Raw genomic sequence first — 14,828 nt, forward strand, 5'->3', positions numbered from 1 at the left:
AATGTTCGTGTCCGCCCGGTCACACAAAAAACCCCAGACCGAAGCCGGCCCAGGGTGATTGTTGAAGTGCATCAAGGTTGGAAGACGAATATCAACGTTATCAAGAACGTTCGATATTAAACCGCCATGCCCCAGTCGTCTGCGTCATCGACGCCGAACATGCGCTCAAGGTTGAGGAAGCAAATCATGCTTTCGCCCTGGGCAATGATGCCGTCGGAAAAGGCCGCGCTTGGCCCTGCTGCCTGAGGCAAGGGCTGCAAGCGATCGGCGGGGATGGTCAAGATGTCGGAAACGCCGTCCACCAGTAGACCGACGGTCACGCCATTGACATCAGCAACGACCACGGCGCTGCGCTGGTTGACCTCGGAATTAGCCATACCAAGCTTGACGGCCAGATCCACGATCGGAATGACCGTGCCGCGCAGATTCATCACGCCCAGCACTTCGTAAGGCGCATGGGGGAGCGGGGTAACCGTGGCCCAACCGCGAATTTCACGAATGGACGTGGTTTTAACGCAAAATTCCTGCGCATGAAGCCGGAAAGCAATGATCTCCAGAGAGCCCGCTTGCACCAGATGCGATGTGGTCATCAAATTTTCTCCCAGCTTTCATAGGTTTGGGACAGTATTTTAGCATATACGTCCTTAAATCGCTGCCGATCCAGACACACACGTGCAATGCAAGCCTCTGCACCGTGAACCGCCCGACTTGCAATCTATGCCGTAATCCTGCCAGCCTTCGATTGTGCCTCTGCCAGCCACACGTGGCCACTTTGGATTCCTTGATCAGAAACATAGTTGATGCGTCTTAACCGTTAGTGAATTCAAATATAAATTCTGGGAGGAAAGCACAGCACACCACAACCGCCGCACCGAAATACCCGACAAGCATTTGAATTATATAAATTATTTCAATAAAATTGCTTTTGGGCCAAAATATCGATTTTAAAAACCGATTTCCATATCCAAGCATCGCGCTGGATAATGCCAAGGCTCAGAAGTGTGAACCACATCATCGCCTTGAATAAATCTCAAATAGATCAAAGACTTGGGATATTCGGCGATGGAATACGACGAATCATTTTCATTGGCTGTTCGGACAAGGCCTATAGCAATCCGAGCTCGGCCAGTTCACGCTTCAAGTCGTCGGGCATATCATCCAGGCCCGCACCGCCAGCCGAAAGATCGCGCGGGGCATCTTTGGGGTCCAGATAGCGCCATCCCTGAAACGGGCGGCGTGGCGCTGGGGTGGTTTCGATGACTTCGGGGCCAAGCACCAGTTCGCAGCGGTTGATTCCGTCCGCACCGGTGACGCTGACAATGTCCAGCAGAGGCTGGCGTGCCGCCACCTGGCCCTTGATAATCCAGTAGAGCGAACCGCCATCCAGCAATTCCTCAACCCGTTTTGGCATCATCCGGGTGACATGCGAACTTTGCGGCGGCAGTCCAGCCGACATTGCCACCAGGGCGCGTTCCGCGACCCAGTGCTTAAGATCGTCGATGCTATCAGCCCCGACACAGAGTTTGATGAGATTGAGCGCCATGGGTTTTGCAGATAGACCTTTCAGGCAGCAGGTCAAGCGGCTCGGCTAACATTCAACCACATTGACGGCCAGGCCACCGAGCGAAGTTTCTTTATATTTCTCACTCATGTCGTTGCCGGTCTGGCGCATGGTCTCGATACAAGCGTCGAGCGGCACGAAATGGCTGCCATCACCCTTGATGGCCAACGATGCCGCCGTCACCGCCTTGACCGCGCCCAGCGCATTGCGCTCGATGCAGGGCACCTGCACCAGACCCGCCACGGGATCGCAGGTCATGCCGAGATGATGTTCCAGCGCGATTTCGGCAGCATTTTCGATCTGCTCCGGGCTGCCGCCCATCACCGCCGCCAATCCGGCCGCCGCCATGGCCGCTGCCGAACCCACCTCCCCCTGGCACCCCACTTCGGCACCGGAAATCGAGGCATTATGCTTGATGATTCCGCCAATGGCCGCTGCCGTCAGCAGATAGTCACGGATGCCTTCCTGATCGGCATCAGGGTGAAAATGCAGGTAATAGCGGATCGTCGCAGGCACGACGCCTGCTGCCCCATTGGTCGGCGCCGTCACCACCCTGCCGCCAGCGGCATTTTCCTCGTTGACGGCCATGGCATAAACGGACAGCCAGTCATTGGCGAGCAGCGGGTTCTGGCGGTTGGAGCGCCATTCTTCCTGGAGCTTGTCATGGATGTAACGGGCGCGGCGCTTGACTTTCAACCCACCAGGCAGTTCGCCCTCACCCCGCAAACCGCGATCGATACAGCCGCTCATCGCCGTCCAAAGCCGGTCGAGGCCTTCGTCCAGCGCCTGACGGCTCAGGGACACTTCCTCATTGGCGCGCTTCATCTGGGCAATCGTCAGCCCGGATGATGCCGCCATGGCCAGCATCTGCCGGGCGGAGGCGAAAGGATAGGGAACTTTGACGGCGTGGGTTTCTGTCTTCTTCGTCTTCTGCATGGAGGCAAGCTCGATATCGGTCACCACGAAACCACCACCGATGGAATAATAGACTGTTGTCAGCAGCAGGCGACCCTGCTTGTCAAAGGCGGAAAATCGCATGCCATTGGCGTGACCCGACAGTGGCGTCTTCTTGTCCAGCACTAGATCGGTGGCCGGATTGAACTGATAGGCCGGATGTCCGGCGGGACAGACCTTGCCGCTGCGCTGTACCTCGGCGACAAGCTCCGCCATCCGATCCGGATCGACCCTGTCGGGCATCTCGCCGGTCAGGCCGATGATAACCGCGCGGTCGGTGCCATGGCCGACCCCGGTATAGGCCAGAGAACCGTGCAGGCTGACCTTCAATGCCGCAACCTCGGCGCCAGCCGGGCGCGGCCAGTCATTGGACAGGATCAGGTCAAGAAACCGGCCTGCTGCCGACATCGGCCCCATCGTGTGCGAGCTGGATGGCCCGATGCCGATCTTGAAAACGTCGAAGACGGAAAGAAACATGCAAGGACCCTACCCGTGAAGCCGCAGCCAATAGCCTAAACTCTAGCCTTATCCTCGGCAAATTCGTGATGAAGGATCGACATTCAGTGAAACCGCAGCGACAAAAACCGCAAAACAAAAACAGCGCGGCTCGTCTCCAGCCGCGCTGTCGTCCCCCGCCGTAAAGCGGATTTCTACCGCACCAAAGCGGCAGGCACGAGGCCAATCCCCCGAAAGCCCCCGAGCACAGCATGGATAGACGATTTGGCCGCCTTGCTCAATCGCTGACAGCGCTCAGAGCCGCATATTTCTTAAACGATTCTGCCAGTTCGTTGGCATAAGTGTTTCACTTTCATAATTGCCAATGGCAGATGATATTGGCACTTTGCGAATTGACCTTCCCCCATCATGATAAAACAGGATGAAAAGCGCAGATTCGCAATCCACCTGTCGCTATCCTAAACCTGCCTGTTACCCCAAGATTTGAAAGACAATGTCGGATATGACCCTTCTGGATTGGCTCGCTCTGCTGCTGTTTTTCTGCTGCTGGTTCGGCCTGGCGTTTTTAACCAATGGTCGCCTGATCAAATCCCGCCTCAGCCTCAGCCGGATCATGGCTGAGCGCCGCCGCGCCTGGATCTTCAATGCCCTGAAGCGCGACCTGCGGATGATCGACACGCAGATCCTCGCCGGTCTGCAAAACGGCACCGCCTTCTTTGCCTCGACCTCGATCATCGCCATCGGCGGCTGTTTCGCCATGCTGGGCGCCACTGAAAAGGTCGACCTGGTGCTTCGGGACCTGCCGTTGTTCGGGGCTGGAGGGCGGGCCGCATTTGAATTCAAAGTCTGCGGACTGATCGCGATTTTCGGCTATTCTTTCTTCAAGTTCGGCTGGTCCTATCGCCTGTTCAACTATTGCACCATCCTGTTTGGCGGCCTGCCCATGCATGCGGAGGTTCGCCAGGACCCCGCCGCCGCCGAAGACGCGGCCGAAACCGTGATTGCCATGAATGTCATCGCCGCGCAGAATTTCAATTCGGGCCTGCGGGCAATCTTCATGTCGATGGGCTATCTCGGCTGGTTCCTGAACGCCTATATGTTCATGGCAACCACGGTGCTGATTTTCTTCGTACTGATGCATCGCCAGTTCTTCTCCAATGCCCGGCTGGCCGCCATGCTGAAAAATCCGCTCTCCGTGCCAGGACAGATGACAGCAAGCCTACAAACCAGCCCCCATCACGCAACCGATAGCGACAGGTCATCTGGAATGTCGTAAAGGACCGTGATGCCAGGTGTCATTTAAAGTGACCTTGGTCTAACTCGAACCAAGGGTATGATCTGCCCCGGTGACCACTTGCCATCCCAGCATGTCCGGTCGCTGTAAATAGCTGTTTCAGGACATCGCGTGGCTTTTCCAACCGAATCTCCCCTTCCCGCCAAATCCACCCCCCGCATCGGCCTGCTCGATTCGCTGCGCGGGGTCGCGCTGCTGGCGATGGCCTCCTATCATTTCAGCTGGGATCTGGAATTCTTCGGCTATCTGCCTGTGGGCACGGCAGAAACCGGGGTTCTGAAGATCTATGCCCGCTGTATCGCCTCGACCTTTCTGTTCCTGGTCGGCATAGGCCTGGTGCTGGCGCATCGAAATGGCATCCGTTGGAAACCGTTCGGCAAGCGATTGGCGCAGATCGCCGCAAGCGCCTTTGCCATATCGGTTGCCACCTATCTGGCCATGGGGGCAGGCTGGATCTTTTTCGGCATTCTGCATGCCATCGCGCTGATGAGCCTGCTCGGCCTGGCGTTCATTCGACTTCCGGTGGTCGTCACGCTGGGCGCGGCAATTGCCACGCTGATCCTGCCGTTTTACGCGCGCTCGGCTGTGTTCGACGCACCCTATTTCTGGTGGCTTGGCCTGTCCGAAACCATTCCGCGCTCAAATGACTATGTGCCGGTTTTTCCATGGTTTGCCGCGGTGTTGCTTGGCATTGCCAGCGCCCGCCTCGCCCTGCGGTTCGGCCTGTGGCAAAAGCTGGCGGCCTGGCCGTCCGGCCCCAAATTGCTCTCGCTTGCGGGCCGCCATAGCCTGATCTTCTACCTGGTGCATCAACCGGTGCTGATCGCTCTCGTCTACCTGGCGACGCTGGTCGTCACCCCGCCGCCGCCCGACAGAGCGGCGGCCTATGACCGCAGTTGCCAGCAATCCTGCACGGCAGGCAATAACGATGCTGGCTTTTGCCAACGGTTCTGTAGCTGCACACTGGAGAAGTTGCAGACCGGAAATATACTCGAACCGCTCCAGTCTGGGGCAATCATAGCAGCGCAAGATGAAAGGGTCCTGAAACTGGCGCGGGAATGCACGATCGCCAGCCAATAAAGGGTCCTTACATGAACGCCTATCGCATGAAGCCGCTGAAATACCCATGGCCGCCGCTTCTTTATGTCGGCGCCTGTGTCATTGCTTTTTTTCTAGATGCCTATGTTGCTCCTGTCAGTCCTTTCCAGGACCAGGAGCCCGTTATGTGGATGACCGGCGCAATGATCGCCACCGGTGCAATCGCCATCGATTTCTGGGCCATCAAGACCCTGATGTCTAACTATACACCCCTTAGCCAGCACCAGCGCGCCCGGCGGCTGGTGACAGAGGGGCCTTACCGCTATTCCCGCAACCCGATCTATCTCGGCTACACGCTGCTGATGGTTGCGGCAGGAATGATTCTCGGCAATGTCTGGCTGGTCCTGGCAGCGCCCCTCACCGCCATGTTGACGACCATGGTCGCCATCCGCTGTGAGGAAATGCATCTACTGGTGCGGTTCGGTGTCGATTTCGAACGTTATTGCCAACATACACGGCGCTGGCTTTGACGGAATACCGGACGCGATGAGGTCAAACGATGAGGGTGTCGGCTCAGACTATGAACCGACACCAATTTCCACCAGACGGGTCAGGCAAGCCTCCTCGGCCTGATCCAGTTCGGCCAGCGTTTCCTCAATATCCTTGCGCTTCTGGCGCAAATCGTCACGCTTTTCATCGATACGCTTCATCATCAGCTTCAATTGGCCCACCTCACCCGGCGGCTGCTTATAGACATGGATGATTTCGCGAATATCTGCTACGGTGAAGCCGATGCGACGGGCGCGCAGAATTTCTTTGAGAAGATGACGGTCGGCACCTCGGTAGACACGGGTACGGCCCTTACGCTCCGGCTGAATCAATCCCTCATCCTCGTAGAAACGAAGAGTGCGGGTCGAAACGCCGAATTCGCGGGTCAACTCGGTGATGCTGTAAGATTTTTTCAAGGCCATGGTGTTCCGTATCGCTCAAGACGATAATCATATTAACTTTGACGTAAAAGTCAATTTTTGTTCACCTCGCTGCCTCAAGCGGGAAACATCTCATTGCTTTTAAAGATTTTGCCAATTGCAGATGGAGCGCTCAAAGCGCCTAGATCGCAAACCACCAGGTGGCAAGCCCCAGAAACGAGAAGAACCCGGTAATATCTGTAACGGTGGTCACGAAAACCGCCGAGGAAACCGCCGGGTCGGCACCAATCTTGTCCAGCAGCAGCGGAATGAGAATACCGGCAATGGCCGCAGCCATCATGTTGATCAGCATGGCCGAGGCAATGATGCCACCAATATTGGGGTCATGAAACCAGAAGCCGGCAATGACCCCGATCAACACGCCGAAAATCACTCCGTTCAACAATCCGACACCGGCTTCACGCCGCACCACCCGCCAGGCATTGTGAATGTCGAGATTGCGGGTGGCGAGCGCCCTGACCGTCACCGTCATGGTCTGCGATCCGGCATTGCCGCCCATGCCCGCCACGATCGGCATCAGCACCGCCAGCGCGACGATCTGCTCAATGGTTGCCTCAAACAGCGAGATGACAGAGGCCGCCAAAAATGCGGTCAGCAGGTTGACCAGCAACCACGGCACGCGCGAGCGGGACGTCTCTGGAATGCTGTCCGACAATTCTTCATCGCCGACACCGCCCAGGCGCATCAAGTCTTCCTCGGCCTCTTCCTGGATCACGTCAACCACGTCATCGATGGTCAGCACGCCCACCAGGCGCCCGCCTTCATCGACCACGGCGGCGGAGAGAAGATCGTATTGCTCGAAGAGTTGCGCCGCCTCTTCCTGGTCCATTTCGGCCGGGATAGGGTGGTTGGTTTCGCGCATGATGGTTTCGATCTTCACCTGCCGCTTGGTGCGCAGGATACGGTCGAGATCAACCACGCCCAGCAGCTTGAAGGTGGGATCGATGACGAAGATCTGGGTAAAGCTTTCGGGAAGACCTTCTTCCTCGCGCATATAGTCTATGGTCTGACCCACCGCCCAGAACGGCGGTACGGCCACGAATTCCGACTGCATACGCCGTCCGGCAGAGCTTTCCGGGTAATCCAGGGCGCGGCGCAGCCGCACCCGCTCGGTAAACGGCAATTGGGCGAGGATTTCGTCGCGGTCTTCCTGGTCGAGGTCTTCGAGAATGTAGACGGCATCGTCGGAATCGAGATCGCCGATGGCAGCAGCAATCTGCTCGTTCGGCATCTGATCAACGATCTGCAGGCGGATGGCGTCATCCACCTCGGTCAGCGCCGTCATGTCGAAATCGTCACCCAGAAGGGTAATCAGCGCCAGTCTCTGATCCGGCTGGATTGCCTCGATCAGGTCGCCCATTTCCGATTCGTGCAGATGCGCGACTTCCTTGCGCAGGAACAGCACATCACGATCGGCAATAGCGGCGCCAACAAGCGCGCGGAAATCACTGCGGATCGAGCCGTCCTCGTCGTAGATATCGGCCTTTTCCTCGTCACGGGAATGGCGCGCGCGCACTTGCTCTTCGATGTCACTCATGCTCGCGCTCCCGTTCCTGTCGCTTTCGTGGCGGCGAAGAGACGAATCCCTCACCGCCAATGAAGAGCTTCACCATAACTGCATGACAGAAGCGATACATGCCACAAAAAACGGCAGGCGCATGCAGGATGATGTGCGTAATCACAGGACAAGCGCCGTGCAGATCAATGGTACACGGCGCTTGGGAAGAGCCGATTACTTCAACCGACCAGCGATATCTGCAACACGTTTGCCATAGGCAAGCGCGGTATCGAGGTCGCCCTGGGGAATCTCATCGACGCTGGCATCGGAAGGCGACTGGACCAGAAGCCCGACCGAACCACCGAGATTGTTGATGTCGGTGCGTTGCGCAGCCTTGCTATTGCTCGGCAAAAGACCGAGGCTAACCCAGATGCCGCCGTGTTGAGATGCCAAAGTCTGCAAGGAAATCAACGCGACCGCCTTGTCGCCGTTCAAGCTGGCGCTGTTGACGAATCCACCGAAAACCTTGTCGTGCCAGCCGCGTGTGAACCAGATCTTCGACGACGCCTCGGCAAATTTCTTGAACTGCCAGCTTACATTGCCCATGTAGGTCGGCGACCCGAAAATGATGGCGTCAGCGGCAGACAGGCTGTCCCAGCCGGCTTCCGAAACATTGCCCTCACTATCGATTTCGATCAGTTCGGCGCTAGCACCCTTGGCAACATATTCCGCAACCCGTTTGGTGTGGCCATAGCCCGAGTGAAAAACAACAGCAACCTTCGTCATCAACTGCCCCTTTATGCATGCTGGAAGCCGAAACAGCTCTGCGGTTTCGGCCTATCTGAACCTCATTCCGGGCAATTCGCCCGGCGCCGAACAGATAGCGATCCGTCACCGGCCCGAAAAGAAGGCAGATTCCGTGCTGATAGGGTGAAAAAAGTAACTGCTACCCGATCAAAGGACGATCAAAACCACCAGGAGACCCAGACCTAGACGCCAGGCGCCATCGATCAACCGCAGGCCAAGCCTGATATCGGCACCGCCGATGGCGCGCCGACCAGCCGCGTTCATCATCGGCTCGCGCACTGTTTCTCCTGCATAAATTCGCGGTCCCGCCAGCGCTACATCCAGCGCACCTGCCGCAGCCGCCTCCGGCCAGCCGGAGTTTGGCGAACGATGCAGGCCATGGTCAGCCATCATGACAGAGAAGCATCGCCAGGCTGCCAGAGCGCCATTGTCCAACCAGACCGAACACACAGTCAACAATCCCGCCAGCCGGGCAGCAGGCCAATTGGCCAGATCATCCAACCGCGCCGAGGCCCAACCGAACTGCAAATAGCGTTCGGATTTATGGCCGATCATCGAATCGGCAGTGTTCAGCATTTTATAGGCAAGCAGACCCGGCAGGCCGAGCAGGCCATACCAGAGGGCAGGAGCCACCACGCCATCGGCAAAGTTTTCTGACAGGCTTTCCAGCGCAGCCCGCGCCACACCGGCCTCGTCAAGCACATCGGGATCGCGCCCGACAATCATCGACACGGCCCGGCGACCACCGGCAAGGCCCCCATGCAGCAAGCCGTCGGCGACGGCTTTCACATGGTCCAGCAGACTTTTCTGCGCCAGAAACACCGCCGTGACGGCAATTTCCAGCAGCACCCCGAGAAATCCGAGCGCCGCAAACAGACGATGCAGACCATATCCAACGCCAAGGCTTGCGATCAGCAGAAGCACAATCGTCAGCACCCCGCCCGCCTTGCGCAGCGGGTCTGCCAGAACAGGCCGGTTCAACAGCCGGTCGAAGGCCGAAATACATGTGCCAAACACCACGACCGGATGCGGCAGGCGCGACCATAACCAGGGCGGGTCGCCAACCACACGGTCAAGCGCCAGTGCCAGAACTAGGATAAGCAGATGCGCCTCCATCATGACCGGAATGCCTGCAAGGCAGCCAGAAGCCGCGCATCGGCCTCTTCGTCGGGCGTCAGACCGATCCGCAGCCAAGCCGGCGCATAATCAAAAATCCGCGTCAGGATATGCGCGCGTGCCAGATGCGCATGGATCTTTGCTGCATCCGCCTGCTCCACCAGTGAAAACAGCGGCGTGCCACCGATCACCGTCAGACCGGCCTGCACCAAAACCGCATCAAGCCCCGCCTTGCGGGCAAAAATCCGAGTGCGAAGCGCATGATGATCGGCACTGAACAGTTGGGTTGCCACCGACAAAGCTGGGCCGGACACCGCCCAGGGACCAAGCCAACAGGCAAACCGGTCCGACACCATCTGCTCGGCAATCACAAAGCCAAGCCTCAAACCCGCCATGCCGAAGAATTTGCCGAAAGAACGAAACAGCACGAGATTGGGATGATCCGCCACAAGCGGCGCCAGAGACTGCTCCGGCTGCGTATCTGCAAAGGCTTCGTCCACCAGCAAAAGACCGCCATGGACCGCCATGCGCTGCGCTAAGGAAACCAGTTCCGCTCGCCCGATCTGACGCCCGGTGGGATTGTTGGGGTTAACCACCACTGCCAATCCATGGGCGGATGTCATTGCCTCAAGATTGTCCACCGCATCGATAGCGATACCGGCCAGCGTGAGGCTACGAGCATATTCCGCATAGGTGGGGCTCAAAATGGCGGCGCGCCTGCCCGCGTCCATCAACTTCGGCAAAAGCTGGATGACCGATTGCGTGCCAGGAACCGGCAGCGGCAGAACGGCGCCGCTGCGATAAAAATCCCGTGCTGCCAGCCGGGCTGCATCCTCGCGTTCGCGGTCCGGCAGGCGGTGCCAGGCGCGGGCATCGATGGCGGGCAGATCCGGTGGACAGGGATTGATCCCGGTGGACAGGTCCAGCCAGTCTTCAACCTCCCCCCCATAAAGACGCGCTGCCGCCGCAAGGCCGCCGCCATGGGCAATGATCTGGCCGGGCTGTACTGTCATGACCGGTTCTCGCCCGCACGGTCGATCAGATGCATATAGGAGCCAGCCACATTGGCACGTCGCAGCCCGACCTGCCCCAGGGATACGCCCAGGGCATCTTCCGCAGCAAACAGCCGGTCTCCTTCGCCTTCCTCGATAACAGTCGAATAATGAAACTCGTGGCCGGTCATGACATGGGCAAAGAAATCTCCCGCCAATGGTCGCAGCAACCGATAGCCCAGTTGCCGCTTTCGTGTGGCAAAGCTGGTTTTCAACGGCAGAAGCCCCAGCATCGTATGGTCGGTTCCGTCCGCATCGGTCAACCTTTCACCCAGCACCATATAGCCACCGCATTCCCCGTAAATTTTCACCGGCCTTGCCGCCGCCGCCAGCATGCCCGCGCGGAACCGGTGGGCATTGGCGATCCGCCCGGCATGAAGCTCGGGATAGCCGCCGGGCAGATAGATCGCATCGGCATCGTCTGCCGGAGCTTCATCCTGCAAGGGTGAAAAAAAGCTGATATGGGCGCCGCGTCGTCGCCAACCCAGCAGCATATGCTCATAGCAAAAGGCAAACGCCTCATCCCGCGCCACGGCGATATGGCGGCCTAGCGGCGCAAGCCTGATAATATTGGCCTCCGAGACCGGATCAGGGCTGCGAACCGCAGCGCGCATGATGGCGTCGAGATCACAGCCTTTTGCCACCACCTGCGCGGCATGGCTGATGAAGCCTTCGAGATCAGTCTGTTCCGCCGCCTGCACCAATCCCAGATGCCGCTCTGGCAGGGCAAGCCCCGTATCGGTACGGATCACACCCAGCACCGGCATGCGGATTGTCTCCAGCGCCTGGCGCAGCATCGCCTCATGCCGGTCGCTGGCGACCCGGTTGATGATAACGCCGACCATCAGCAGACCAGGCCTGAAATCGGCAAAGCCTTTCACCAAGGCGGCGACGGAATGCGAGGTGCGGGCGCAATCGACCACCAGCACCACCGACAGGCCGAGCATCAGGGCAAGATCCGCCGCCGAACCGGTACCATCCGCTGCCCCGTCGTAAAGCCCCATCATCGCTTCGACCATCAGGGTCCGGCCACCCTGGCGGTGCAAGGCGGCATTGGCGGCGATCAATTCCGGTCGCATCGCCCAGGGGTCGAAATTCAGGCAGGTCTCACCACTTGCCGCCGCATGAAAGGCCGGATCGATATAATCCGGCCCGGCCTTGCCCGGCGCCAGCTTATGACCGGCCTCGCTCAAGGCGCGCAGCAGGCCGAGCGTGACGGTGGTCTTGCCTGACCCGGAGGCAGGCGCGGCAATCAGAAGGCCACTCATGCCGTATCCTTTAGGCTTCGATTGGCAAAGGGGTCCTGTTGCAAGGCCCGGCCCGACAAGGCACCGAGCCAATCCAGCGAGGGGCGAAGCCGCACCACCTCGCCCAGCACCACGATGGCGGGTGGCTGAATACAAGCGGCCTGCATTGCGTCTTCTGCCTCACCCAGCGTGGTTTCCAGCACCCGTTGCCGGTCCGTTGCCGCGTCGCAGACAAAGGCCAGCGGTTCTTCGGGGTGGCGTCCTGCCGCCATCAATTGCGCGGCGATATGGCCCATATGCTTCATCGCCATATACATGACAATCACCCGAGAGCCCTTGGCGACCGCCTGCCAGTCTATGCCATCAGGCATCGCGCCGGACGAATCGTGACCGGTCAGGAAGGTGACGGCATGATTGACCTCACGATGGGTGACGGGAATGCCCGCATAGGCCAGCCCGCCAATGCCTGCCGTAATGCCCGGCACGATACGAAACGGCACGCCATGCTCGACAAGGGTCAACGCTTCCTCACCGCCGCGTCCGAAGACGAAGGGGTCACCGCCTTTCAGCCGCAGCACCCGCTTGCCGGATTTCGCCAGTTCCACCAGCCGCAGGGAAATATCGCGCTGCCGGGCCGAGGGCTTGCCGCCACGCTTGCCCGCATATTCCAGCACCGCACCCGGATTGGCGTAAGCAAGGCAAGTCTCATCCACCGGCGCGTCATGAACAATCACATCCGCCATGGACAGGCCACGCACCGCCAACAGCGTCAACAGACCTGGATCACCCGGCCCGGCCCCTGCCAGCCAGACATGGCCCGGCTGCAACAGTGGCAAAGGCTTGAAAACATCATGCATCATGGGCAGAAGATCTACTGCATAATTTCCCAAACCGAAATCGGTTGGCGGGGAAAATTATACCGCCATGACGATGATTTGTCCGAATGAGCGGCAAGGGTCACACCCATCTTCCCCCCGCCGCAAGCCTTGCCTATAAAGAACCATGACCGAAGCCGCGCAGCCCACCGAAACACCCGATGCCGCAGCTTCGCGCAAGCCGAATGGACCGCTGCGCAAGGGCTGGACCACGGGCGCCTGCGCGACAGCCGCGACCAAGGCAGCACTGACGGCGCTTTTGACCGGTGAATTTCCCGATCCGGTGTCGATCCGCCTGCCGGGCGGCCAGGAACCAGCCTTTGCACTTGCCTATGAACAGATTGCGGATGGCCAGGCCTCGGCGGGCATCATCAAGGACGCGGGCGATGACCCCGATGTGACCCATGGCGCAACCGTGATTGCCACAGTGCGGCTTCTCACCGCCGGTTCTGGCATCCGGTTCGTGGCAGGCGATGGCGTCGGCACCGTCACCCGGCCCGGCCTGCCGCTGGCCATTGGCGAGCCAGCCATCAACCCCGTGCCGCGCGCAATGATGGCGGCCGAGGTGGAAGCGCTGGCCAGACAGCATGGAGTGGCGCCCGATGTGGAAATCACCATTTCCATTCCCGGCGGTCAGGCGCTGGCGGAAAAGACATGGAACCCGCGCCTGGGCATTATCGGCGGGCTTTCGGTGCTCGGAACCACTGGCATCGTCAATCCATTTTCCTGTGCCGCCTGGATTCACTCCATCCATCGCGGCATCGATGTGGCGCGCGCCATGGGCCTTCCGCATGTGCTGGGTGCAACCGGCTCGACCTCCGAACGCGCCGCACAGCAGCTTTACGGTCTGCCGCAGGAAGCGCTGCTGGACATGGGTGATTTTGCCGGTGGTCTGCTCAAATATCTGCGCCAGCACCCCGTACCCCGGCTGACGATTGCAGGCGGATTTGCCAAGTTGAGCAAGCTGGCTCAAGGCGCGCTGGATCTGCATTCCGCCCGCAGCCAGATCGACAATTCCTTCATGGAAACATTGATTTCCGATCATCATCTCTCGCAAGACATCAAAGAGAGGATCAGGTCTGCCAACACCGCCCTGGAAATCCTCGACATCACCCGGCAAAACAATCTGGACATGGCAACACCGATTGCACAAAGGGCAAGGCAGACGGCCCTTTCAGTCCTGCGCGGTGCCGATATCGCGGTCGATGTCATCGTCACCGACCGGACGGGAGCGATCCTTGCCATCGCTTCCTGAACGCATCCTCATTCTCGGCGGCACGGCGGAAGCGGCAAAGCTTGCCGCAGAGCTGGTGGGACAAGGCGAGGCTTTCGTCATTACCGCGCTTGCCGGACGCACCGAATATCCGGCCAGTCTGGCTGGAGAGGTCCGCATTGGTGGCTTCGGCGGTGTCGATGGGCTGGCGGCCTACCTGAGGAGCCAAGGCATTACCAGGGTGATCGACGCCACCCATCCCTTTGCCCGGCAAATATCCGCCAATACCGTCGAAGCCTGCCGGAAAGCAGGCGTACCGCTGACCGTGCATCTGCGACCGCCATGGCTGCAACAACCCGGCGACCGCTGGACCATGGTCGAGACGCTGGAAGCGGCGGCCCATACGTTGCCGGAAGGAGCCAGGGTCTTCCTGGCGCTGGGGCGGCAATATATCGACCTATTCGCACAGCGAACGGATTGCCACTTCGTGATCCGCATGGTGGATGCGCCTTCAACGCCGCTACCCTTTACCCATGCCGACATCGTTGTCGGCAAAGCGGCGGCGGATTGGGAAGCGGAAAAAGCCCTGCTGGAAGGCCATGCCATCACCCATCTCGTCACCCGCAATTCAGGCGGCAAGGCAAGCTATGGCAAGATTATCGCGGCGCGAAAATTGGAATTGCCCGTGGTGGTGATCGCCCGTCCGATCGCTAGATGACCGACTGCGA

Annotated in this window: 15 protein-coding genes; 5 read left to right on the forward strand and 10 right to left on the reverse strand. The window is 59.2% G+C overall.

The genetic code is table 11. The annotated features are described in order from the left end of the window. Window positions 1–116: 116 nt before the first annotated feature. The 3 genes from ASB66_RS14475 to ASB66_RS14485 all read right to left on the reverse strand — a co-directional run bounded on the left by ASB66_RS14475 (window position 117) and on the right by ASB66_RS14485 (window position 2,992). Entirely contained in the window at window positions 117–590 is a 474-nt protein-coding gene (locus tag ASB66_RS14475) for a chemotaxis protein CheW (protein ID WP_070150560.1), read from the reverse strand. Between the two features lie 515 nt (window positions 591–1,105). Then, on the reverse strand, window positions 1,106–1,543 hold the full coding sequence (locus tag ASB66_RS14480; protein WP_060716746.1) for a DUF1489 family protein: 438 nt from the start codon (window positions 1,541–1,543) through the stop codon (window positions 1,106–1,108). A gap of 45 nt (window positions 1,544–1,588) precedes the next feature. Then, on the reverse strand, window positions 1,589–2,992 hold the full coding sequence (locus tag ASB66_RS14485) for an L-serine ammonia-lyase (RefSeq protein WP_060716747.1): 1,404 nt from the start codon (window positions 2,990–2,992) through the stop codon (window positions 1,589–1,591). Between the two features lie 481 nt (window positions 2,993–3,473). Between ASB66_RS14485 and ASB66_RS14490 the strand changes: the two genes are divergently transcribed. From ASB66_RS14490 to ASB66_RS14500, 3 genes are all read left to right on the forward strand, one after another. Continuing rightward, complete coding sequence (locus ASB66_RS14490; protein ID WP_114386687.1) at window positions 3,474–4,247, forward strand: DUF599 domain-containing protein; 774 nt, start codon at window positions 3,474–3,476, stop codon at window positions 4,245–4,247. A gap of 129 nt (window positions 4,248–4,376) precedes the next feature. Then, entirely contained in the window at window positions 4,377–5,345 is a 969-nt protein-coding gene (locus ASB66_RS14495) for an acetyltransferase domain-containing protein (protein ID WP_060716748.1), read from the forward strand. A gap of 11 nt (window positions 5,346–5,356) precedes the next feature. Beyond that, window positions 5,357–5,833, forward strand: coding sequence for a methyltransferase family protein (locus ASB66_RS14500; RefSeq protein ID WP_060716795.1), 477 nt, complete (start codon window positions 5,357–5,359; stop codon window positions 5,831–5,833). A gap of 48 nt (window positions 5,834–5,881) precedes the next feature. Here the strand turns inward: ASB66_RS14500 and ASB66_RS14505 are convergent, their stop codons facing one another. The 7 genes from ASB66_RS14505 to cobA all read right to left on the reverse strand — a co-directional run bounded on the left by ASB66_RS14505 (window position 5,882) and on the right by cobA (window position 12,872). After that, window positions 5,882–6,268 carry a MerR family transcriptional regulator gene (locus ASB66_RS14505; protein ID WP_060716796.1) on the reverse strand — a complete coding sequence of 129 codons (387 nt, stop codon included), beginning with the start codon at window positions 6,266–6,268 and terminating at the stop codon, window positions 5,882–5,884. A gap of 145 nt (window positions 6,269–6,413) precedes the next feature. Beyond that, the gene (mgtE, locus tag ASB66_RS14510) at window positions 6,414–7,829 is read right to left on the reverse strand and encodes a magnesium transporter (protein WP_060716749.1); all 1,416 of its coding nucleotides are present in this window, start codon (window positions 7,827–7,829) and stop codon (window positions 6,414–6,416) included. A 195-nt stretch (window positions 7,830–8,024) separates the two neighbouring features. After that, complete coding sequence (locus ASB66_RS14515; RefSeq protein WP_060716750.1) at window positions 8,025–8,576, reverse strand: flavodoxin family protein; 552 nt, start codon at window positions 8,574–8,576, stop codon at window positions 8,025–8,027. Window positions 8,577–8,744: 168 nt separating this feature from the next. Beyond that, window positions 8,745–9,716, reverse strand: a complete 972-nt coding sequence (gene cbiB / locus ASB66_RS14520; protein ID WP_060716751.1) for an adenosylcobinamide-phosphate synthase CbiB — start codon at window positions 9,714–9,716, stop codon at window positions 8,745–8,747. Further along, complete coding sequence (gene cobD / locus ASB66_RS14525) at window positions 9,713–10,726, reverse strand: threonine-phosphate decarboxylase CobD (protein ID WP_060716752.1); 1,014 nt, start codon at window positions 10,724–10,726, stop codon at window positions 9,713–9,715. The genes cbiB and cobD overlap by 4 nt, the downstream gene beginning before the upstream one ends. Then, window positions 10,723–12,033 carry a cobyrinic acid a,c-diamide synthase CobB gene (locus tag ASB66_RS14530; protein WP_060716753.1) on the reverse strand — a complete coding sequence of 437 codons (1,311 nt, stop codon included), beginning with the start codon at window positions 12,031–12,033 and terminating at the stop codon, window positions 10,723–10,725. The genes cobD and ASB66_RS14530 overlap by 4 nt, the downstream gene beginning before the upstream one ends. Then, a complete protein-coding gene (gene cobA, locus ASB66_RS14535) occupies window positions 12,030–12,872 on the reverse strand; it encodes a uroporphyrinogen-III C-methyltransferase (protein ID WP_060716754.1) in 843 nt (280 codons plus the stop codon). The genes ASB66_RS14530 and cobA overlap by 4 nt, the downstream gene beginning before the upstream one ends. A gap of 142 nt (window positions 12,873–13,014) precedes the next feature. On the opposite strand from cobA, the gene ASB66_RS14540 reads away from it, so the two are divergent. After that, on the forward strand, window positions 13,015–14,142 hold the full coding sequence (locus tag ASB66_RS14540) for a cobalt-precorrin-5B (C(1))-methyltransferase (protein WP_060716755.1): 1,128 nt from the start codon (window positions 13,015–13,017) through the stop codon (window positions 14,140–14,142). Continuing rightward, the gene (locus ASB66_RS14545) at window positions 14,126–14,818 is read left to right on the forward strand and encodes a cobalt-precorrin-6A reductase (RefSeq protein WP_081088939.1); all 693 of its coding nucleotides are present in this window, start codon (window positions 14,126–14,128) and stop codon (window positions 14,816–14,818) included. Before ASB66_RS14540 ends, ASB66_RS14545 begins: the two co-directional genes overlap by 17 nt. Window positions 14,819–14,828 lie beyond the last annotated feature (10 nt).

This window comes from Gillisella vitis, from assembly GCF_001541345.2.
Lineage (GTDB): Bacteria > Pseudomonadota > Alphaproteobacteria > Rhizobiales > Rhizobiaceae > Allorhizobium > Allorhizobium vitis.

Coding starts and splice junctions, on each gene's coding strand:
- ASB66_RS14475 (WP_070150560.1), bottom strand. CDS start 590: ATGACCACATCGCATCTGGTGCAAGCGGGCTCTCTGGAGATCATTGCT.
- ASB66_RS14480 (WP_060716746.1), bottom strand. CDS start 1,543: ATGGCGCTCAATCTCATCAAACTCTGTGTCGGGGCTGATAGCATCGAC.
- ASB66_RS14485 (WP_060716747.1), bottom strand. CDS start 2,992: ATGTTTCTTTCCGTCTTCGACGTTTTCAAGATCGGCATCGGGCCATCC.
- ASB66_RS14490 (WP_114386687.1), top strand. CDS start 3,474: ATGACCCTTCTGGATTGGCTCGCTCTGCTGCTGTTTTTCTGCTGCTGG.
- ASB66_RS14500 (WP_060716795.1), top strand. CDS start 5,357: ATGAACGCCTATCGCATGAAGCCGCTGAAATACCCATGGCCGCCGCTT.
- mgtE (WP_060716749.1), bottom strand. CDS start 7,829: ATGAGTGACATCGAAGAGCAAGTGCGCGCGCGCCATTCCCGTGACGAG.
- ASB66_RS14515 (WP_060716750.1), bottom strand. CDS start 8,576: ATGACGAAGGTTGCTGTTGTTTTTCACTCGGGCTATGGCCACACCAAA.
- cbiB (WP_060716751.1), bottom strand. CDS start 9,716: ATGATGGAGGCGCATCTGCTTATCCTAGTTCTGGCACTGGCGCTTGAC.
- cobD (WP_060716752.1), bottom strand. CDS start 10,726: ATGACAGTACAGCCCGGCCAGATCATTGCCCATGGCGGCGGCCTTGCG.
- ASB66_RS14530 (WP_060716753.1), bottom strand. CDS start 12,033: ATGAGTGGCCTTCTGATTGCCGCGCCTGCCTCCGGGTCAGGCAAGACC.
- cobA (WP_060716754.1), bottom strand. CDS start 12,872: ATGATGCATGATGTTTTCAAGCCTTTGCCACTGTTGCAGCCGGGCCAT.
- ASB66_RS14540 (WP_060716755.1), top strand. CDS start 13,015: ATGACCGAAGCCGCGCAGCCCACCGAAACACCCGATGCCGCAGCTTCG.